17 protein-coding genes and 2 tRNA genes are annotated in these 20,243 nt (G+C 40.1%); 10 read left to right on the top strand and 9 right to left on the bottom strand.

Features of this window, described 5'->3' with window-relative positions; all coding sequences use genetic code 11:
• Positions 1-8: 8 nt before the first annotated feature.
• Positions 9-82 (top strand) — tRNA-Pro (locus Q0541_RS22340).
• 91 nt (positions 83-173) lie between these two features.
• Here the strand turns inward: Q0541_RS22340 and Q0541_RS22335 are convergent.
• Positions 174-3,545, bottom strand: coding sequence for a helicase-related protein (locus tag Q0541_RS22335; RefSeq protein ID WP_298915509.1), 3,372 nt, complete (start codon positions 3,543-3,545; stop codon positions 174-176).
• Between the two features lie 30 nt (positions 3,546-3,575).
• Between Q0541_RS22335 and Q0541_RS22330 the strand changes: the two genes are divergently transcribed.
• Positions 3,576-3,869: a hypothetical protein gene (locus tag Q0541_RS22330; RefSeq protein ID WP_298915507.1), complete on the top strand. Its 294-nt coding sequence runs from the start codon at positions 3,576-3,578 to the stop codon at positions 3,867-3,869.
• A gap of 48 nt (positions 3,870-3,917) precedes the next feature.
• Here Q0541_RS22330 and Q0541_RS22325 read toward each other — a convergent pair whose 3' ends face one another.
• Together Q0541_RS22325 and Q0541_RS22320 are read right to left on the bottom strand one after the other, a co-directional pair.
• Positions 3,918-4,157, bottom strand: coding sequence for a hypothetical protein (locus Q0541_RS22325; protein WP_298915504.1), 240 nt, complete (start codon positions 4,155-4,157; stop codon positions 3,918-3,920).
• Positions 4,158-4,400: 243 nt separating this feature from the next.
• On the bottom strand, positions 4,401-7,736 hold the full coding sequence (locus Q0541_RS22320; RefSeq protein ID WP_298915501.1) for an N-6 DNA methylase: 3,336 nt from the start codon (positions 7,734-7,736) through the stop codon (positions 4,401-4,403).
• 672 nt (positions 7,737-8,408) lie between these two features.
• Between Q0541_RS22320 and Q0541_RS22315 the strand changes: the two genes are divergently transcribed.
• Positions 8,409-10,049 (top strand): metallophosphoesterase, encoded by a 1,641-nt coding sequence (locus tag Q0541_RS22315; RefSeq protein ID WP_298915497.1) that lies wholly within the window; start codon positions 8,409-8,411, stop codon positions 10,047-10,049.
• A gap of 170 nt (positions 10,050-10,219) precedes the next feature.
• On the opposite strand, the gene Q0541_RS22310 is transcribed toward Q0541_RS22315, so the two are convergent.
• Positions 10,220-11,152, bottom strand: a complete 933-nt coding sequence (locus Q0541_RS22310; protein ID WP_298915495.1) for a serine hydrolase — start codon at positions 11,150-11,152, stop codon at positions 10,220-10,222.
• A 9-nt stretch (positions 11,153-11,161) separates the two neighbouring features.
• On the opposite strand from Q0541_RS22310, the gene Q0541_RS22305 reads away from it, so the two are divergent.
• From Q0541_RS22305 to Q0541_RS22295, 3 genes are all read left to right on the top strand, one after another.
• Entirely contained in the window at positions 11,162-11,884 is a 723-nt protein-coding gene (locus Q0541_RS22305) for a C40 family peptidase (RefSeq protein WP_298915490.1), read from the top strand.
• On the top strand, positions 11,881-12,894 hold the full coding sequence (locus Q0541_RS22300; protein WP_298915487.1) for a glycosyltransferase family 2 protein: 1,014 nt from the start codon (positions 11,881-11,883) through the stop codon (positions 12,892-12,894). The genes Q0541_RS22305 and Q0541_RS22300 overlap by 4 nt, the downstream gene beginning before the upstream one ends.
• A gap of 497 nt (positions 12,895-13,391) precedes the next feature.
• Positions 13,392-14,645: an MFS transporter gene (locus tag Q0541_RS22295; protein WP_298915484.1), complete on the top strand. Its 1,254-nt coding sequence runs from the start codon at positions 13,392-13,394 to the stop codon at positions 14,643-14,645.
• Positions 14,646-14,683: 38 nt separating this feature from the next.
• Here Q0541_RS22295 and Q0541_RS22290 read toward each other — a convergent pair.
• Positions 14,684-14,757 (bottom strand) — tRNA-Arg (locus tag Q0541_RS22290).
• Positions 14,758-14,794: 37 nt separating this feature from the next.
• Here Q0541_RS22290 and moaC point away from each other — a divergent pair.
• Positions 14,795-15,301, top strand: a complete 507-nt coding sequence (gene moaC, locus Q0541_RS22285; protein ID WP_298915556.1) for a cyclic pyranopterin monophosphate synthase MoaC — start codon at positions 14,795-14,797, stop codon at positions 15,299-15,301.
• A gap of 63 nt (positions 15,302-15,364) precedes the next feature.
• Here the strand turns inward: moaC and Q0541_RS22280 are convergent, their stop codons facing one another.
• On the bottom strand, positions 15,365-16,036 hold the full coding sequence (locus Q0541_RS22280) for a Uma2 family endonuclease (RefSeq protein WP_298915481.1): 672 nt from the start codon (positions 16,034-16,036) through the stop codon (positions 15,365-15,367).
• Positions 16,037-16,159: 123 nt separating this feature from the next.
• On the opposite strand from Q0541_RS22280, the gene Q0541_RS22275 reads away from it, so the two are divergent.
• The 3 genes from Q0541_RS22275 (at position 16,160) to Q0541_RS22265 (ending at position 17,339) form a co-directional block, all read left to right on the top strand.
• The gene (locus Q0541_RS22275; protein WP_298915478.1) at positions 16,160-16,414 is read left to right on the top strand and encodes a hypothetical protein; all 255 of its coding nucleotides are present in this window, start codon (positions 16,160-16,162) and stop codon (positions 16,412-16,414) included.
• Between the two features lie 119 nt (positions 16,415-16,533).
• Entirely contained in the window at positions 16,534-16,842 is a 309-nt protein-coding gene (locus Q0541_RS22270) for a DUF3181 family protein (RefSeq protein ID WP_273767386.1), read from the top strand.
• 281 nt (positions 16,843-17,123) lie between these two features.
• Positions 17,124-17,339, top strand: coding sequence for an acetyltransferase (locus Q0541_RS22265; protein WP_298915471.1), 216 nt, complete (start codon positions 17,124-17,126; stop codon positions 17,337-17,339).
• 136 nt (positions 17,340-17,475) lie between these two features.
• On the opposite strand, the gene Q0541_RS22260 is transcribed toward Q0541_RS22265, so the two are convergent.
• The 3 genes from Q0541_RS22260 to Q0541_RS22250 form a co-directional block, all read right to left on the bottom strand.
• Positions 17,476-17,955, bottom strand: coding sequence for an ABA4-like family protein (locus Q0541_RS22260; RefSeq protein ID WP_298915467.1), 480 nt, complete (start codon positions 17,953-17,955; stop codon positions 17,476-17,478).
• A 48-nt stretch (positions 17,956-18,003) separates the two neighbouring features.
• Positions 18,004-19,044 (bottom strand): cobalamin biosynthesis protein CobW, encoded by a 1,041-nt coding sequence (gene cobW, locus Q0541_RS22255; protein ID WP_298915464.1) that lies wholly within the window; start codon positions 19,042-19,044, stop codon positions 18,004-18,006.
• Between the two features lie 190 nt (positions 19,045-19,234).
• Positions 19,235-19,951 (bottom strand): heme oxygenase (biliverdin-producing), encoded by a 717-nt coding sequence (locus tag Q0541_RS22250; RefSeq protein WP_298915461.1) that lies wholly within the window; start codon positions 19,949-19,951, stop codon positions 19,235-19,237.
• Between the last annotated feature and the right edge of the window lie 292 nt (positions 19,952-20,243).

Below are 20,243 nucleotides of genomic sequence, written 5' to 3'. Positions count from 1 at the left end.
ATTCTGACCGGGGCGTAGCGCAGCTTGGTAGCGTGCCACTTTGGGGTAGTGGAGGTCGTGGGTTCGAATCCCGCCGCTCCGATTGATGATAAGCCATGCCTGCTAGTCTTTTCAAAAGATTGGCAGGTTTTTCAATCATGTCTGCCAGATGATACCAAATCTTTAGCATAAAATCATTCCAAAGCTTCACTACAAATAATAATTGGAATTGGCACAGACAGTGTAAGCAAACTATTATTATTTAGCAATTCGCGCATATTATGTTGACGGTAAATTTGCACCAATTGATTAAACAATTCCTGACCGATGAAACCATTACGTCGCAGTATATTTAACTCTCGGTTGATTACTTGAGTAATAGAACTGCGAAACGCTTTTTCTAGAATATTGACTTGACCTTTTACTTCTTCGTCTGTAATTAATTTAAAAAATATTCTCAGTTCACGGAGAATATAACGTTGTCCCTGAGTCAAGCGCTGGTTAAATTCCCGTTCTGCTTGGCGATGCTTCACTTCTTCTGCAAATTGACATTTGACACGCATCACAGCAGAGTTATGTTCTTTGCAAACTGTTAAAGTGGGAGTAGTAGAATCTGCTTTAATTGCACCCAGGATACGAGAGATATCTCTAGAAATTATATTTCCCTTATCGTCTAATAAAAACAACTGCTGATAGCCTTTGATTTCAGGTCGATTGGGGTCTGAAGCTTCACAAAAAACGTATGTCCCCTTCTGCTGCATAGAGAATTTAGCTGTACGAATACCATGTGGTAAACTAGCAATCCGCTCAAATTCACTTGGGTCTTCTTTCTGTAGTTTTCTGAGAATTTCTTCAGCTTCATTTAAATCCAAAAAATCGTCTTCTTCTTGCATATCAAAAAGGCTCAATTGTTTACCTTGTTGCTCATAAATGGCGTACATAGCTTCTTCATTTAATTGTTCAGTTAGGTCAAGAATTGCAGCATCTTCACCAATTGAGTCATGAATTTCTTGAATTCTATTTTTGAGCTTTTGTTTCAAGCCTAAATTACGTTCAATGCCTAATTCAGGTAAAAAGTTGTATCCATAAATTACATCTTTATCGCTACCAATTCTGTCAATGCGACCAAAACGTTGAATTAGTTTCACTGGGTTCCAATGCAAATCATAATTGATGATGAGGTCGCCATCCTGGAGGTTTAAACCTTCTGCTAATACATCGGTAGCGATGAGTGTATTAATTTCAGACTCACCTAGCTTAAATTTATATTCTTTATTGGCTTTAGGTGCAAATCTGCCAACTACACGAGTTTTATTCTTATTACTTCCGCTATAAATAACATCAATATCATCTTGCTTATCTTGTGGGTTTAAATTCTCATGCAGATATTTTGCGGTATCAGCATATTGAGTAAAAATCAGCCGTTTTTTATCTTTGAGTATAGGTTTATCTAACGAATTTATCAGAGTCTGTAATTTGGCATCTTTATCAGGTGTAATTGGTTCAACTAATGCCTGAATTTTTTTGAGTAGGTTAATATCATGCTCAATATGCTGTTGTAATTTCTGTCCATTAAAATCCGCCAAGTCATATTTACCAGATACCTGACGTAATACATCCATCAAATCTTGTTCTTCAGCTTGGTTATAATCTACTGATAGCAAGATTTGCGCTTCGTCTCCTGCGGGAATAAATCCTTGAGATAGTCCATTCAGAAACCTTTCATGAACTATCAATAATTTTTTAATAGTTTCTTGAAAGGCATAAACACTTGACTCAAAGCGCTTAAATAATAGCACCCGCATTAATCCTCGCAGGTTAGCGCCAGCGCGTTGTAAAGTGTTATAAGGCTCTTGTTTTTGTTTGTCTTTTAAAACATAATTCCATAACCCATAACGAGCATAGCTAAGTTCATTGACTAGTGGTTTAGCTAGTTGACGCTTGCGAGATATGCCTAAATATTGACGTAATTCTTGGTAAAGCCCTTGATATGTGTCTTCGATGCTATATTCAATGGTTTCTAGTTCTCGCTTAGGGAAAAATCGATGTTTACCACCGACAATTACGTAAGCGCGTCGGGTTCCGTCAAGGTATTTTCGGAAGTTAGCTGAGTCTACTGTTTGATGGGTTTGTGCGTCAAAGCCGTAAAAACGTAAGATATGGTTGCGGGTGCGACGAATCAAAATATGAGATAGTAACTCTGGTAATTTCTTTTCGCCCTTTTCCACTAACTGGAAGTATTGTTTTAAGTCGGGAGGGTCTATCGGTAAATCTGTTTTGTCATCTTGATGGAATAGTTTTAGTTGGTAGTAGATATCCCAAGCGCTTTTATTCCGGGGAGTTGCTGTCAATAAGCAACAACGTTTACCTGTGGCTAAAAATGTTTCTACTACTTTATATCTTTGAGTAGTGTGATTTCGGAGATTATGGCTTTCGTCAATTAATACGAAATCTCTATCTTTATATTTAAAATCATCTAATAAAAGTTTGAAACCGCTTTCATCGTCTTCTTTGAGCATTCCCATTGATAAAATCCGAGCATTTAGCTGGTAGACTTCGTTGTAACGTTCCCACATTTCTAACAGTGGTGCAGGACAAATAATTAAGGGACGGGCGCGTTCTGTTTGTTCAAAATGTTTGACAATTGCAGCACCAATAAAGCTTTTACCTAGTCCGACTACATCACTGACAAAAGCGCCGCCATAATCTCGGATATTTTGCACAGCATGATTAACAGCAACTTTTTGAAAATCTGCTAATTGTTTAGTAATTTCGTCTTCTAAAATCAGGTCTTTTGGGGTGGTATCTTCCAATCTATCTTTGACTAAACTATAGAGAGTTTTCATGTAAACATCATAGGGACGGACTGGAGAACCCGCCCAAGATTGTTTCATTTCACGCATCAAGGCTTCATTAAAATCTTCCGCCTCGTTCCACAGTTCCTCGAACCAGTTGGTTAATTCTGTATGATTGTCGTTTCCGTGAATTATGACATTGAGTTCAGTATTATGGGTGATACCAGAAAGGGTAAGATTAGATGAGCCAACAATAGCAATACCTTTTTCTGTGCGTTCTAAAGCTCTACCTTTGTCATCATAGATAGTACCATAATCAAAAATATAGGCTTTGGCGTGTAAAGTTCCTTTGGTGTAAACTCGGACATGAAGCCGTTTTTCTTCAATCATCTGCACTAGATTTTTTACCAGTGTTTCAGCTTCATCTGTCTGATCCATTAGCTCTATACTAGAACGGATATTGGCTGCTGTATCGTTAGCCATCCGTTTTTCTTCACTGCGTTTCGGATATTTTTGAGCTTCAACTTTATCTGCAATTAATTCTAGTCGTCGATATCCTTGGGCGATTTGTTCGACGGTTTCGCGGTTGCTGGTATTACCAATTAGTAAGCGTAGTTCTTTAATATTCGTGAGGCGTTCTGCAATAGCGGTGAAGCCAGAAAGGAAAAAGTAACCTACCGCAAAATGGGCTGCTGTTGATGAGTCGAGAATGCAGTTGATTTGGTCTACTAATTTTTGATTGCGGTTATCTATAATATCATGTATAGGCATAAGTTCTATAGGTAGTAGTTGAATAAAATTATGAGCGATTCAGAACGGATAGAGAAACTGGTTGAATCTAACGCTAAAGCAATTCAAGCATTGACAGAACAATCAAATCAACTTATTCAATCTAACGCTAAAGCAATTCAAGCATTGACTGATTTATCTAGTAGCATTTTACCGAGATTAGATGAGATGCAACGGCAAATGGTTAATACACAACGCCAAATGATTGATAATCAAAGAAGAATTGATGATAATACGGCAGATGTTAGAGAGTTAATGCTGGAAAATCAGAGAATTTTGAAATATCTAGAATCTTTGAAAAAATAATTATCACCACTGATGTGTCTACATAGATAACGCCAGAAGAAGGAAGTATTAGCTGTCCCATGAATCGCGTTGTTGTTGCAGTTGTCTATCTATATCCTCGGTGGTTCTGAAAGCGTGTTTACTGCGGGCTTGTTCTATTAACTCTAAGACGGAACCCCGTTTTGATGCAGGCTTTTCTGGCAAAATCACAAATACATCAACGCTGTCACCAATCTCGGCTTCTGGAAGTTCTATTTCTATTTTGTTTCCTGGTAAAACTTTAGTTGTGATGCGTAAAGCTGCTAACATGATTTTTTTAACCTTATATAGTTAAGACATCTTTGTAAATATTTGCCATTGTTAGGGTTAACCCTATTGAGTTTAATATTAGTCTATTGTCCTTTCTCCAAATTTACAGTAACCAATTGCTTTAAGTTTCTTTAGGATAGATTTCTCTGATTTTATATTAGTAAATTAAAACATATTTTTAGATAAGTTTTATTTGAGCAAAGAATGATACTGAAAGCAAGATTTTTTCTTTTCTATCTTTTCCTATAAACTATATAATATTTTAGTAACTTGCTCATCACCTTCTGTTGCTTGGGTATGTGACACTATGGTTAGTTGCTGTTCTAAACCTTGGTTGCAAAGTGCTAAGTATTCAGCATATTTTTCGGATACTTCAGCAAGTAAGCCCTGTGCTTTGGCTAATTTTTTATATCGGCGACAATACCATAATTCAACTTCACGAATATCTTCATCGCTTAGTCCATAAAGTTGGTAAATAACCGCGTCAATCTCCTTTTGTTCGTAAAGACAGTATCGGTAGTATGGATTATCAGCTTGTTTTTGAATAATCTGGTTAACTAGACCTTTTATTCTCTTTGTAGAACTTGTATCTAATTTAGGTAATATTAATCGTGTCAATACTTCCTCTCCAGTTTCAACTGTATGAGAGGCATAAGACTTGAGCAAATATCGACTTAGAGTACTTGTTAAAATACCAAGCATAACTTTTGGGTCTACTCCTCTAAAAAAGATTGTCGAACCCTTGTTTCCAAATATAGCGCCGCAACCAAGGCGAAATGTTGGACTGTAAATACCTGTAGGTGAGAAAGTTAAGCCTTGTTGGAAGTAATAATGAGGGTTACGAATAACAGCCGCGCGTTTTGTGCTATCTCCTGGATTCATCTTACTACTCTGCCCTTTACGTTCCTTTACATCAGCAATAGTGGCTGTTTTAAGACGTTGAACGGCATCTTTTGACCAGTCAATAAAATATTGTGTCGGCACATAATAATTAGGCAACCAACCTTCATCAGTGTCACTCTCACCACCCTTATCATAAGGTAAAAAGCAGTGTCCTCCATAGTCTTTTGCATCTACACCATTGACTTTTTCATCTTCTCTTAATTGAGAAATTTCTTGTGCTGTTAACAACTTGCTCTCATCTAAAATTTGGTAGTTCCCACGTACTGCCTTTCGTTTACGTATGTAATATTCATTGTCCGCAGTTGCTAGACCTTGTTTTACATCAGCAATACTCCCAATCCGAGAAAAACGATTATCATTCATCAACTTATAAAGATTTGGAGAGGCAATAAAGAATGATAAATTATCGTATGTATAAATTAATGATTGTGGATAGGTATAGCGAGCATAATTTAATGGTTGTAAATCTATACTGCGATTAGCTATAGCATTGAGATTTGCAGTTAAAGTTTGCCAGTCACCGCCCTTAATACTACGCAAATCAGCAGCAATTAAATTGTGTTTTTCTGATGGCTTACTTATGTTGGCAGTAAAAATGCAAGTGTTTACAGTAGCATTAAAAATCCAAGCAGGTAAGTCAATAATATGAACAATACTCGTATTTTCTAGTAAGCGCTTTCTTAATGGTTTATGACTCTTGATCGTCCGCCAAGTGTCTGAAATAATGTAGCATAATTGACCACTATGTTTTAACAATTGTAGACCACGAGCCATAAACAGACCATAAGTATCTTTTGATTGTGCGCCTTCACTTCTACGATCGAAATAGAGATTACGCATATTATCATCTACACTTGCACCATATGGCGGATTTGCTATCACAAGGTCAAACCCACCATCTGCAAATACTTCTGCATACTCTACTGCCCAATCAAAACCTTCAGGTACTTTTGGATTTCCATAATGTATCAGCGTAATTTGAGTTTTTAACTCATTAATTTGCTGCTCTAACTTTTGCTTCTTACCCCCTTCATGAGTCCGCATATATTCAGCTTTTTTCTGACACAATTGGCTGATAAACTCATGTCTAATTACTCCTGTAGTTGCAGGACTTGGTGCAATCAGGCTATCACCCACTTCAATTTTGTATTTTAGGTTTGGTAGTGGCGGCGGGTTGTCTCCCTCATACTCTACAGCCAGCGATAGCCATAATCGTAATCTAGCAATATTGACTGCAAAAATATCAATATCTACACTATAAAGATTATTTTCGATAATATCTAATTTGCGCTGATAGACAGTATTACAATCTAGACCTTTGTTAGCAAATAAACATTGACGCAAATCTAATAATTCATGAAGCATTCCGAGTATATAAGCACCGCTTCCAGCCGCTAAGTCGCAACAGTTGACGCAACGCAATGCTTCTAATATTGCTTCTGGATTCTTAATATTATCTGGATGATGTTCATCAACAAATTCTGATATATTATCGGTTGTTTCTCCTAATACCTGGGTTTTTAAATATCCCTTTAGTGCCTCACGACACATAAACGAAACTATCGGTTTTGGAGTATAATAACTGCCAGATTCATGCCTTCCTGTAACGAGTTCCTCGAACACCTTACCTAACATTTCTGGATCTACTGCTACCTCTACATCTAGCGGTGTACTCTCGGTGACGGTGAAAGCAAAACGTTGAAATAGGTCATGAATGATACTGTCTATACAATCATCTGAAACTATAATTTCATCGTTGATGTCATCTTCATCTTGCTCAAATAAACCACCGTTGAGGTAGGGTACATGACCAATCAGGTCTTTAAGTAAACCACCATTATTAATACTTGCTATATCATATTCTTGGGGATTATTCAGTCCTAAAAAGAAAAGGTGAGAAAGTCTATCTTTATAAAAGTTTTTATTTGATGTAGTATCATCTTTTAGATAAGCTTCCCATAAAGCTGATAGATAATCTATGCTTCCTTGGAATTTTAACCAACCTTTTTTCTGAATAAATCCAATAAACATTAGACGGTTAAATAACTTTTGGGTAAATAACCGTTTACGTTCCTTGTCTATATTCCAGTCAATTAATCCTTCAACTTTCTCAAAAGTTTTACGATATTCTTTAAAAAATTCCTGGGTAACTTTTTCAACATCAAATGCTTCATCATGAAGTGTCTGAATATCTAAGACTGAAGCATTAGAATGTTTTTCTAAATCTAACAAACTGATTCTTTCTGTGGCTGTGCGTAATTGTTCCCCTTCTCCAACGGTAATGCGCCGAAATAGCTTGCGTTTTTGCAGGGTGTTGTCATATTTGACATTAATAAAGTGCCACTGCGATCGCAATTTATTAGAAAATACAAAGAGTGCATAGGGATGTTCTTTCAAAAGATAATCGACAACTCTTCTTTCACTTTGTCTTGACAACTCTTCTGAACTCAAGCGTGCATAAATAATGTGAAAAGCATTATTAGCACCACCTGATGCTAATAATAACGGATCATCTGTAAGTTCATTAGCAACTGCATCAGTCAATTTTCGCTGAGAAAGTTCTTTATTAACTCGTTCGTAGTTCAACTGATTCCAAAATAATTTTTTGAGCGCATCAAGACTTTTCAGGTTTTGAAGTGAATTTAAGATAGATTGTTGTAGTTCTAATACTGACATAAATATTGTGTATTTTTATCAAAAAACGCGCAGTAAACTCTGACCACGAAGCTTACACATCGCAGTATTTCCAAGGGTTTTAAAATATCAAAAACTGCCGCTAGTCAGATAAGAATCTGCTGCGTTTAAATTGTTCTATACCTCTAAATTAAAAACAATTAATCTGCAATGAGATATTTATAGAAGTAGTATGTTTCAACAAAGCTACAAATTATATAAATTTAATTTATCCGCATGATATTTTGTGCAGTAATTACACTGAATTAGCTGAGGTTGAGTATAAAACTTTATAAAAGCTGGAGAAGTTTACAGATGAAGCGTAATGCTGAAACTATAGCGCTTCTGGGTTGAGTCCAATACAGACCTAACCCCCAGCCCCTTCCCTACTAGCGTTGGGGAGTAAATTCAAAGCCTCTCTCCTTTTAGGAGAGAGGAATGGAAGTGAGGTCAAAGTGTATTGCAAACAAATGAAAAGCGCTATGGAGGATAAGTTTTAAATCCTGTCCGCAAAAAAGGCTAATAATAAGATTGCGTTCAGTCAGTGAATACTCTCAAAAATTTAGTATATTACTTATGCTCAGACGCAAAAGCCGCCGTAAAATCTCCTCAGTGGCTATGCTTGCCCTTGTTATATGCTTTATGGTAAGTGTGCGTTTATTTGGGCAAACAATTATGACATCAGCACCCCAACTGCTCACCGACCCATTTTTACAACTGCCAACTGAAACCTCAGTGCGAGTAGTTTGGTTTACTGAGTTTGCTGGTGTTAATCACACAGTAACCTACGGGGAAAATCTCAAACAAACTGCTAAGGCAAATACTACCAAACTTAGTCGCACGCGTGAAGACCAAGAGTCAAGAGTTGCAAACCAAACCAAAAATAACCAAGTTTATCAAAAACCCGTCCAGCGCCACATTTGGCGACATGAAGCTGAGGTGACTGGATTAACTCCTGGTGTGCGGCTAAACTATCGTGTTACGAGTGGGGGAGAAGACGGCGAGAGTGTTAGCAGTGATATTTTTAGCCTCGCAGCTACTCCAAAACCGAATACACCATTAAAAATTCTACTCACCTCTGACCATCAGTTAAAGCCGATGACATCTGCAAATCTGCAAAAGGTGGTAGAAACAATTGGACGAGTCGATGGGGTATGGTTTGCCGGTGATTTGGTCAACGTTAGCGATCGCGCCTCAGAATGGTTTGATAATAATAGTGGTGGTGCATTGTTTCCCGGTTTACAAGGTCGTGCTAAATATGACATGACGCATAACGGTGTTAAGACAACCTATACTGGTGGACAAATAATTCAACATGCACCCATGTTTACTTGCGTTGGTAATCATGAGGTGATGGGGCGATTTGCCAGGATAGGAAGTTTAGATGGTGAATTTGATGATACAATTCCCCGTGTCGTTGCTCAAAAAATCTACCGGGACAAATCTTTAATAGATAATTCTTTTAATACTAATACCTACGAAGAGATTTTCTCTTTACCAAAAAGTAAAGAGGGTGGAAAAAGGTATTATGCAGTCAGTTTTGGTGATGTGCGTTTGGTGGTACTGTACACTACGAATATGTGGCGCACTCCCAGTTTAGATGGAAAGCGTAAGGGTAGATATCAGGAAGCAGAAAAGGATTTAAATAATCCTGAAAATTGGGGTTATGGACAGCTGATTTATGAGCCAATTGCTAAAGGCAGCAAGCAGTACAATTGGTTAGAGGCAGAACTCGACAGCCCTGAGTTTAAACAAGCAAAATACAAAGTTGTGATGTTCCATCATCCGCCTCACACTCTGGGTGATAATATAGTTCCTGCTTATACAGATCCAGTTCAAATAATTGAACGGGATGGTAATAATATCAAAGCAGTGCGTTACGAATACCCAAAAGACGCAGATTATATTATCCGCGATGTTGTGCCAATACTTGAAACGGCTAATGTGCAATTGGTATTCTATGGGCATTCCCATTTGTGGAACCGCTTTGTTAGTCGCAGTGGAATGCACTTTCTGGAAACATCTAATGTGGGCAATACTTACGGTGCTGCTTGGGGTGACAGAAAGCGAGAAGTACCAATTGGGTATCAAGAGGATTATGTTAAGCTTGGTGATCCCAATGGTTTAGAGCCGATAGTGCCAACAATTGCTCCCTTGCTGGGCGAAGATGGGAAGCCGATGCCTTATATTACGAGTAATGATATTACGGTTTTCAGTATCTTTGATACGGGGACGGGTACGATAAGTAGTTATCGTTTCGATACTCGCAAGCCGGATTCGGAAGTATTGAAGTTTGATGAATTTAAGTTGAAATAGTATATATGCACACCAATGCACAGATGTCAATTTAAGCCAAAACTTTTGAAAATCTCGTTTCCAGGTTATATCTGGAAATGCTATTTCATTGGGCTGCTGCCGCTAATGAGGGAGGCGGAGCCTCTGAGTAGGCATTCCCAGTCGAAGACTGGGAACGAGGCAATTTGGAATTATAGACTAGCGATCGCTTCGGCAACTAGTTTAGAAACAAAGGGCAAAATATCCCGACTCTTAGCCTGCGCTTTCCCTTCAGTAAATACCACTAAGAGGTAAGGGCGCTGTTCTGGTAACTCAATATAGGCGGCATCATGGTGAACTTGACTTGTCCAACCTGCTTTTGACCAAATTTGAGCATTTTTAGGGAGTCCACCGCCTAAAAAACCTGTTGCCTGATCCTCGTCTCTGTCAGTGGGCAAATCGTTGAGATTCCGTTTGAGCAAAGCCATCATTGCTTGCGATCGCCCACTTGAAACTGCCACCCCGCCTACAATACTATGCAGTAACCTAGCGATCGCATTTGTTGTCAACATATTGCGATTTTCCAGTAACTCTCCCACAAACGCCCGTTCTCGTCCATAGGCACCATCACTCCAAGTTTTTTGACAGACGTTAATCGTCTCCATTTCTTCCCAACCCAAGGATTGGTAATAGCGGTTAACAATATTACGCTGATATTTCCAGGTTTCAAAGGGCCCAGTTGGTAAATGTGGCCCTGAGGTGGTGCCACTCAAAATATCCACAATCAAGCTGGTAGCATCATTACTAGAATCTACAATCATATCCCGCAAGGCTCGCTCCAACTCCTTGGAGGTTTGACTCATGCCTTTTTCTAACCATTCGTTTACCGCCACCAGATAAAATAGCTTGACTACACTGGCGGGATAAATCCGCTCAACACCGCGATAAGTGAAACCACGAACTGGGTGATCCCAAAAAGCTTTGGGAGTCAGAGCGCCACCAGTATTTACTAGCACTGGTGGATCGTAAACAACCCAAGTTAACGCAATTTGGTTACGGGCTAAAGTCCCAAATGCTGCCCAAGTTGCATCTAAAATGCCTAACCCAAGATTTTCGAGTTGTTCGTCTTTATTAAAAAAAATCATTCTCGAATAATGTCCTTTAATCTAAAATCCAAAATCCCAAATCCAAAATCAGGGGAATATCAGTGTCTCGCTAACCTGAACTTATATGATTCTCCTGAATGTACACGCTTGGCAACTCAAGCCGCATCTGGGCGACATTTGTGGGTAACATCAAATTATCAAAATTCAGCGGTTGAGCTGTATTTGTGTGAAGATGACTATCCGGGATGGGTATCCCTTTCAGATTTTGATTCATTACAATCTGCTACTGTACCTTATCAGGCTGCAACATTTTCTGAATCTGAAATTAAAAAACTCCTAGCAAAGGTGATCGCCTTTACTCAAAAAGCGATGCAACAATCCAATTATTACCTTTGGGGTGGTACAGTAGCACCAAATTATGACTGTTCTGGATTGATCCAGGCGGCATTTGCTTCGGTGAGCATTTGGTTACCCAGAGATGCTTATCAACAGGAAGGATTCACTCAACCAATTACTATTGCAGAATTAGCAGCCGGGGATCTAGTATTTTTTGGAACTAGTCAAAAAGCAACTCATGTCGGACTTTATTTGGCGGATGGTTATTACATCCATAGTTCTGGGAAAGAGCAGGGACGGGATGGGATTGGGATTGATATTCTCTCGGAACAGGGAGATGCGATTAGTCAGTCCTACTATCAGCAGCTGCGAGGTGCTGGTAGAGTTATCAAGAGTTACGAACCACAGAGACGCACAGGACGCACAGGTATATGAGGAGTGGGTTGGTTGAGCAAAAGTTGAGTCAGGAAAATGGGGTGATTTCAGCAATTGTCCCAGATGTTTCGGTGGTGGTGCCGATACATGACGAAGTGGAAAGTTTGCCGCTTTTACTAGAAGCGATCGCATCTACTTTATCCTCTAGTCAGATAAATTATGAAATAATTTGTGTGGATGATGGTTCTACAGATGGTTCCGGGGAGTTTCTCAAAAAACAGGCGCAAATCCGCACTGATTTAAAAGCGGTGATTTTGCGTCGCAACTACGGTCAAACTGCGGCTATGGCTGCTGGGTTTTATTATGCTGTAGGTAAAGCGATCGTCACTTTAGATGCTGACCTCCAGAATGACCCAGCTGATATCCCGATGTTATTAGCAAAGCTGGCCGAAGGTTACGATTTGGTGAGTGGTTGGCGACAAAAACGCCAAGATGGTGCTGTAAATCGGTTACTTCCTTCCAAAATTGCCAATTGGCTAATTCGTCGCACCACCAGCGTGAATATTCATGACTATGGCTGCTCGCTGAAAGCCTATCGGGCAGAACTGTTGGCAGATATGAATCTCTACGGGGAACTACACCGATTTTTACCTGCCCTGGCGTACATTGAAGGAGCTAGAATTACTGAAATACCAGTGCGTCATCACGCCCGTCGCTTTGGTCGGAGTAAATATGGGATTTGGCGGACATTCCGGGTGTTGATGGATTTGTTAACCATTCTGTTTATGAAAAGATTCCTTACCCGCCCGATGCACGTTTTTGGGCTATTGGGCTTGATTTCAATGGTTTCGGGGACAGGGATCGGAATTCACTTGACGTTCGTCAAATTTGCTTTCCATGAGGACATTGGCAATCGCCCTTTGCTGATTTTGGCAGTTCTTTTGTTAGTAACTGGAGTGCAGTTGTTTTGCTTCGGTCTTTTGGCAGAATTGCTCATGCGTACATACCATGAATCCCAAGGAAGGCCTATCTATCGCGTGCGAGAGGTAGTAGCAAAAAATATTGACTAAGGTAACAATAGTTATGGTGGAATGGCACTAAGAAAAGCCGAAAGGCTTGTGTAACCTTGTTCCCAGTCTTAAGACTGGGAACAAGTTCCAAGAGGCTCTGCCTCTGGTCAAGAAAGAGGAGGCGGAGCCTCCCAAAATAGTTTCCCAGCCGTCCAGGCTCTTAACGAGGCAAAACAAGACTTTGGACTTATCTTAGTGCCATTGAGTTATGGGGCATTGGACATTGGACATTGGGCATAAGTAAACAGTCAAGAGTAAATATTGGTTTACTCTTGACTCCTAACTCCTAATACCATTTCTTTGTGAGGCTGCGCCAAACCCTTTTAACTTCTTTCTTTCTTTCTTTGTGTCCTACCCTGCGGTCAGCCCCTTTGTGTCTATGCGTCCTTTGCGTCTACGTTTTTCTTTCTTGCACTTAAATATGGTTTAGCGCATCTTCACACAGAATTGATATAACTCCTAACTATTGACAAAAAATTCATTAAATTGCATCTACTTTGAAAGCATTTAATACCTTTGACGCTGGACTACGGCGCAACCTGCTGATTTTATTTACAGCAGGTTTATTATTCTGGTCGAGCATATCTTCGCTCTTACCAACTCTACCGCTTTACATCGATGATGTGGGCGCAAGCAAACAAGAAATTGGGATTGTGATGGGCAGTTTCGCCATTGGGTTATTGCTATCTCGCCCGATGCTGGGACGGTTAGCCGATAAAGATGGTCGAAAAATTGTCTTGTTGATTGGTACGATAGTAGCTGCGATCGCACCCTTTGGTTACTTGGCAACCCAATCAATTCCACTGTTGATCCTGGTGCGGATTTTTCACGGCATTAGTGTTGCTGCTTTTACCACTGGCTACAGTGCGTTAATCGCTGATTTAGCTCCCGGCGAAACTCGTGGTGAAATCATTGGTTACATGACCCTAGCAACTCCCCTTGGTTTAGCAATTGGCCCTGCCTTGGGTGGGTATTTGGAAGCTACAAGTGGTTACGGGATATTATTTCTCTTCTGTGCCGAATTGGGTTTTGTCGCTCTCTTAGGGATTGTACAAGTCACGAATCCGCCAGTGCAGACACAACAGCAAACAGAGGGAAACGATCGCAACTTTTGGCAAATTTTGAGCAGTCCACGGGTAAAAGTTCCAACGATAGTTATGTTGTTGGTTGGTTTGTCCCTCGGTGCTGTACACACTTTTGTGTCGTTATTCCTCAAATCCACTAATGTGGACTTCAATGGCGGACTGTTTTTTACAGCTTCGGCAATTTCTAGTTTTAGTATCAGAGTGTTTGCTGGTAAGGCAAGCGATCGCTTCGGTCGTGGTTTGTTTATTACCTTTGGTATTTTTTGCTACGTTTTGGCCTTAATACTGCTGTGGCAGGCTCACAGCGTAATCTTTTTCTTACTGGCTGCGATCGCTGAAGGTGCTGGTGGTGGTACACTGATCTCCATGATGATCACGATGATGGCAGACCGCTCACTGCCGCAAGAACGGGGGCAAATTTTTGCTCTATGCATAGCTGGACTTGACCTGGGAATTGCGATCGCTGCTCCTCTTCTGGGTATCATCGCTGAACAGGTAGGCTACCGCGATATGTTTGGCTACGGTGCTGCGAGCACTTCTGTTGCACTTGTCCTTTTCCTCACCCAGTCGAGCAAAAACTTATCCAACTCTCTGCGCTTTGCACTAGGTTTAGCTCCAGATGCCTACGCCTTGAACAACTTAAAAGTTAGGAGTGAGGAACTTTAATTCCTCACTCCTAACTTTCAACTCTTAACTTTGAAAAACGGGCGAGGAGGGATTCGAACCCCCGACACCGTGGTCCGTAGCCACGTGCTCTAGTCCACTGAGCTACACGCCCTCACCGACAATCTATATTAACACGTTCTAATTAAATGATGCAAGATAATTCTCCATCTAATTTTGCCAACTTAACCCATCTAGATCGCCAAGGACAGGCACAGATGGTGGATGTGTCTGACAAAGCACTCACCGTCCGCCAAGCAGTAGCCGCTGCCAATGTGCGGATGCTGCCTGCAACCTTCGCTGCCATTCAAGCCGGAAATGTGCCAAAAGGAGATGTGTTAGCGACTGCAAGATTGGCTGGGATTATGGCAGGCAAGCAAACAGCCACTTTAATTCCTCTGTGTCATCCGTTGCCTTTGCAAAAAATCGCAGTTGAAATTATACCCGATCCGCAACTACCTGGTTATCAAATTCAAGCCACAGTCAAAACCAAAGCTGAAACTGGTGTAGAGATGGAAGCCTTAACTGCCGTTTCTGTGGCTGCCCTGACTTTATACGATATGGCAAAAGCCCTAGAAAAGTCGATTCAAATTGAATCGATTCGTTTAATCAGTAAGAGTGGCGGGAAATCAGGAGATTATTTCCTGCAAGAGCATTAGATAAGGGCGCATTTTACTTTGAAAAAAATCTTTGATATTGTTTCACAATAATCCACAGTTCAGTTATGGGAGGTTATCAGGGTCAATACCGAGACTACGTAAATATGCTGCCAATTGTTCTGCCCGTTGACGTTCTTGCTCTACCAATAACTCAGCCTGTTCTGCCCGTTGATTGAGTTCCAGCGAATTCAAAAATCTCTGTCCATCTGGACGGTAAATTATTAACTCTCCTTGCCCAGTTTGAAATCTAATTCCCAAGCGGGGGCTGAACCAATCATCCATTTGCCATAGCTTATTCAAATGGTTGTTTTGCCGCAACCAGCCATCTAGTTGAAAACTTTCAGGGTCATATAAATAGTATTCTTCAACACCATAGGTATCGTAAAACTCTAGCTTGCGATCCATCTCTTTGGTATCATTACTATAAGAGAGAATCTCAAAGACTACTTGCGGTGGAATATTGTCTTCTTGCCACTGACGATAGGAACGACGTTTTTGCTTTGGTCTACCTAAGGCAACCATCACGTCAGGTGCAGTCGGTGCAATCAGCCGAGAACGGACGGGATACCAGAGCAAATCTCCCGCAATCAAAACATTGTCATTATTAGCAAACAGAATCTCTAAATTCTCCTTAATCAGGACAATCCAACGATATTGCTCTGTATTGTCTGCCATTGGTTTCCCGTCGCTATCTGGATAAAGGAGATCGGGATCTATTTGCTCAAAGATAGTCATAGGATTTAACCCATCTGCTCTTGACTTTTAATTAGATTATCACTGGTTCTAGAGGTCTAATAGCAACCGTTGCCCCAAATACCTTAGAATGAGTAAGTGTATTTAAATTTGTAACAAATATTTATGCCTCCTCGTTGGCCTCGCGAACCCGATCGCAAAGACCCTGATTACCGCAAGATAGATGACCGGATGAATTTTGCCATCCATGTGGCGATCGCTGCTAGTATTAATTCTGGCTTGTGGTTTTTCCACATCTTGAAAGCCACTACCTGGGAGTGGCTGCCTGGGGTGACTTTAACTTGGACAGGAATATTGTTAGTACATCTAATTTATATTGCTGCGATCGCTAACTACAGTGATCCATCTAAATCCATCTGAAGACGGATTGCTGATGCTGGGGCGATTGTAACCTGTGGTAGTAGGATTAGCCTGTTAATGGAGCGATAATGTAAAAAAGCCTGAGATTTCGCGCTCTTTTTGAATGTAGGGTTATTTTTATGGCTAAGACTAACACCACAGAACTACTAGAAGCCCTAGCAGCTGAAATTGGCGAAAACGTCTACATAGACATTGCCAAATGGCATCTTTATTTATCTAATGCCAAACTGCATACCCTTGTTGCTGAACAGTTGTATCCCTTAATTACTTCCAACAATGTAAATGAAGACCAAGTTATAAAAGTCTTGAAATCAATTCCAGTAAAAATTGGTGGAGGTAAAAGCGAACTTCCTTTAATCGATTTACTACCACTGCAATCCCAGGTCACCTTAGTAGATATTCTAGAAAAATATCAACGCGAAATCTAATCGCTAAAACTAAGATTATTTTAATTATATAATTTTATCGCTCAGCATTCCCTTATTCAGTTTAAAATTGAGATGCTGAATTGGGGATTTATTTGTTATGTAAATTTTATCACAGTAAAAACTACAAATACATATAGATGAATTTCGGATAGTTTATATGTATGTGGGAAAATTTCCTTTAACAATTAAGGAATGTCAGTGTTCTAAATCAGTTGATATCTGAGCAAGTTTATCTTCAGACTCGTTTTGGACTTTCATGCAAACTCATTGAGGCAATTTCTATGCTTTTACAAGTCAAAGATAGTGGAGAATTGGTAAAAATTCTTGAAATTCAGGAATTACTTGACCCTAATAGTGATGTTGTTCAGGCAAAAGACCAAGAAGGTCAAGAAGAACAGCAACCTGAAACTTTTAAAAAAGAAAATCTTATTTTCCCTTCAGGTGAAGTTCTACCACGCTGTTGGTTAGATGCCGACTATAGACATGACAACACTTAATAATTTTAAAATCAGATAATTGGTAATGAGAGTAAACTGATTCCCTAATTATCAAGCCACAGATCCCCGACTTCGCAAAAGTTGTCGGGGATCTGCTTTTTCATAAACAGTTTATGATTACTATATATAAATATAACTATGTGCCAGATGATGCAGCTTTTTCTCCTACCGTCACCGCTTCATTCTGCTGAAACTTCGGGAAAAATGTCTTAGTAATCCAGCCAGTCAAGATGTGAGATAGTAATCCCAAAGGCCCAGCAAAGAAACACAGTGCAAGGGAGTGAATTGTCCAAATACCTGTTTTTTGCCCTTCCCAATAAATCCAGCGACCGACGAATAAATCCATCGTTAAAAAATGAATCCAACCCGTTGCAGCAGCTGTTTCATTTGCAAAAAATCGCGCAATATCAGCTAATTGGGGATTCGATAAAGCTTGGGCATTTTCTGGCGTAATGCTGTTGATAAACAAATACAAATATGCTCCAGCTAACAGCACAAAAGGCAGATATGATTCCATTATCCACCGTGTCACTTTCCAATTTGGCAAGAGAATCATCAATGTCCAAAAAGGCAACACAAAAAGATTGGCAACGTTAAATAGTTGAGAAATAGTCATAGTTTTGTAAAGTGAGGATTGAGAATTTAAGTTAGGAGTTATAAGTACTCATAAAGCTACTAGCTGCGATTCGATTTCTGAGGATTTCAAATCACGACCGATGAAAACTAAGCGGGTTTGCCTGGCCTCTTCTGGTTTCCAGGGGCGATCGTAAAATTTATCAAATCGAGTTCCCACACCCTGCATCACTAGGCGCATGGATTTATTTGGCACTGCCACAAAGCCTTTAATCCGGTAAATTTCTTGTTGTTGTGCCAATCTTTGCAACAGCAGTTGCAGCTTTTCTGGGTCAAAGGTACGATCCAAAATTAAATTAGCTGAGGTAATCTCTTCGTCGTGATTGTGGTCTTCTTCGGTATCGTGATGACTGGGACGAGAATCTAAGTTGTCTTCAACTGCGGCTTGGAATCCTAATAATATAGATGCATCAAGTTGAGAACAATCGCTCTCGACAATCTTCACCACTCTGGGCAACTCTTGTTTAATCAATTCCTCAACTCTAGCTTTTGTCTCGGCATCTACCAAGTCAATTTTATTTAACACCACCAAGTCTGCACAAGCAAGTTGGTCTTCAAACAGTTCTTGCAAAGGTGTTTCGTGTTCTAGACTATCATCTGCTTGGCGCTGGGCTGCGATCGCCTCTGGATCACTGGCAAATGTCCCTGCTGCTACCGCCGCACAATCGACTACCGTAATCACGGCATCCACAGTGGCCGCATTCCGAATTTCCTGCCACCGAAAAGCCTTGATCAGCGGTTTTGGTAAGGCTAAACCAGAGGTTTCAATCAAAATGCAGTCGATGCTATCTCGTCGCTTGATTAACTCTTGCATCGTCGGGTAAAACTCTTCCTGCACAGTGCAGCATAAGCAGCCGTTGGTTAATTCAAAGATATTACTGTCGCCCTCAGCATCTTCCGGGCAAATTTGACAGGATTTTAACAATTCGCCATCAATTCCGAGTTCGCCAAATTCATTGACTAAAACTGCAATCCGGCGTCCTTGATTGTTTTGTAGCAGGTGGCGAATTAGGCTGGTTTTTCCACTACCTAAGAAGCCTGTGATCACTGTGACAGGAATTTTTGTTGCCATTATTTAATCAATTGTGCCTGTTTATATTTTCCCTGATCGCTGACTAGATTAGAAATCAGTGTTTATATATTCTGTAGATAGAATTAACTAACAAACAGCAGTAGGGGCAACATCCCCGCGATCGCCTGATTTTATTCAGGTGAACCCAGAGAGGTTACCCCTAGATTTACAAAATTTTACTTAATAAAATTTACTTAGCGGTGACAAGTTCAGTACTACCGCGTGTACGACGCCGTGTAAGGCTGTTGTACAGCATCACACCGATCGCTTTGATCAAATTGCCTTCCAATTCTTGAAACATATTCATGTTCGTGCCAAAGGCAGCGTTAGCTTCATCAACGATGCGATCGGTTGTAGCATCATCAAGGGGTAATTCGTCCAAAGTTTGACGATATTTCGCTTTGAATGCCTTCTCATCAGGAATCTCTGGAAACTCATAAAAGGCTGTTCCTTGCCCATCAGACAAATTCATCGCCGTTACAGCAATATTTTTGAGAATTTGTCCCCCAGATAAGTCACCCAAGTAACGAGTATATGAATGAGCGATTAACAGTTCCGGTTCTGTGGCAGATATTTCTCGGATGCGCTTTACATAAGCTTCACCTGCGGGAGATAGTTTGATTTGCTCTCTCCAGTTAGCACCGAAGTAATAACCCAGGTCTTGCTCTAGAGTATACTTACGGTTTAGCTGGGGAAAGTTAATTTTAGAAACAATTGGGTGCTGGCTATGCTTTTCCATTTCCTCTTCCATCGCTGAGTAGACGAAGTAGAAGTTAGCAACTAGTTTTCGGTAAGAGTTTTTCTCGACTACTCCTCTTAAAAAGCACTTGACAAAACCTACATTTTCTGCCATTGTGTGGGCTTTCTTAGTGCCTACACGTAATTTGGTTGCTAAATTGCTGCTCATGCTAAAATTCTCAACTTTAAAAAGTTAACTGCCGGAGTTTCGATTCACTAACGGCTAAAAAAGCCATTAAAACGTTACCTTAAAACTATTTGATGAGAATTTATATTAAAATTTTTTAAGCCACCATCGTTTTGTAGTTTTTTACACAGCAACAACGCTAACACCAATTACCTGTGAGGTTGCTCCGGAGCTAGGGAATTTTGCCCCAAGTCTGACCAAGCTAGCTTGATTTTGTGCAGTTTCACAAAGAAGGGGATATAACTTTACAATTTTTTGTTGTTATTAGTTAAAT

Source organism: uncultured Nostoc sp. (genome assembly GCF_937863485.1).
Taxonomy (GTDB): domain Bacteria; phylum Cyanobacteriota; class Cyanobacteriia; order Cyanobacteriales; family Nostocaceae; genus Nostoc.
The sequence above is the reverse complement of the archived record's forward strand: the minus strand, read 5'-3'. Positions and strand labels throughout refer to the sequence as shown.

What these genes read in the sequence shown, in the direction of transcription:
- Q0541_RS22335 (WP_298915509.1), bottom strand. Translation starts at nt 3,545, where the DNA reads ATGCCTATACATGATATTATAGATAACCGCAATCAAAAATTAGTAGAC.
- Q0541_RS22330 (WP_298915507.1), top strand. Translation starts at nt 3,576, where the DNA reads ATGAGCGATTCAGAACGGATAGAGAAACTGGTTGAATCTAACGCTAAA.
- Q0541_RS22325 (WP_298915504.1), bottom strand. Translation starts at nt 4,157, where the DNA reads ATGTTAGCAGCTTTACGCATCACAACTAAAGTTTTACCAGGAAACAAA.
- Q0541_RS22320 (WP_298915501.1), bottom strand. Translation starts at nt 7,736, where the DNA reads ATGTCAGTATTAGAACTACAACAATCTATCTTAAATTCACTTCAAAAC.
- Q0541_RS22315 (WP_298915497.1), top strand. Translation starts at nt 8,409, where the DNA reads ATGACATCAGCACCCCAACTGCTCACCGACCCATTTTTACAACTGCCA.
- Q0541_RS22310 (WP_298915495.1), bottom strand. Translation starts at nt 11,152, where the DNA reads ATGATTTTTTTTAATAAAGACGAACAACTCGAAAATCTTGGGTTAGGC.
- Q0541_RS22305 (WP_298915490.1), top strand. Translation starts at nt 11,162, where the DNA reads ATGTCCTTTAATCTAAAATCCAAAATCCCAAATCCAAAATCAGGGGAA.
- Q0541_RS22300 (WP_298915487.1), top strand. Translation starts at nt 11,881, where the DNA reads ATGAGGAGTGGGTTGGTTGAGCAAAAGTTGAGTCAGGAAAATGGGGTG.
- moaC (WP_298915556.1), top strand. Translation starts at nt 14,795, where the DNA reads ATGCAAGATAATTCTCCATCTAATTTTGCCAACTTAACCCATCTAGAT.
- Q0541_RS22280 (WP_298915481.1), bottom strand. Translation starts at nt 16,036, where the DNA reads ATGACTATCTTTGAGCAAATAGATCCCGATCTCCTTTATCCAGATAGC.
- Q0541_RS22275 (WP_298915478.1), top strand. Translation starts at nt 16,160, where the DNA reads ATGCCTCCTCGTTGGCCTCGCGAACCCGATCGCAAAGACCCTGATTAC.
- Q0541_RS22270 (WP_273767386.1), top strand. Translation starts at nt 16,534, where the DNA reads ATGGCTAAGACTAACACCACAGAACTACTAGAAGCCCTAGCAGCTGAA.
- Q0541_RS22265 (WP_298915471.1), top strand. Translation starts at nt 17,124, where the DNA reads ATGCTTTTACAAGTCAAAGATAGTGGAGAATTGGTAAAAATTCTTGAA.
- Q0541_RS22260 (WP_298915467.1), bottom strand. Translation starts at nt 17,955, where the DNA reads ATGACTATTTCTCAACTATTTAACGTTGCCAATCTTTTTGTGTTGCCT.
- cobW (WP_298915464.1), bottom strand. Translation starts at nt 19,044, where the DNA reads ATGGCAACAAAAATTCCTGTCACAGTGATCACAGGCTTCTTAGGTAGT.
- Q0541_RS22250 (WP_298915461.1), bottom strand. Translation starts at nt 19,951, where the DNA reads ATGAGCAGCAATTTAGCAACCAAATTACGTGTAGGCACTAAGAAAGCC.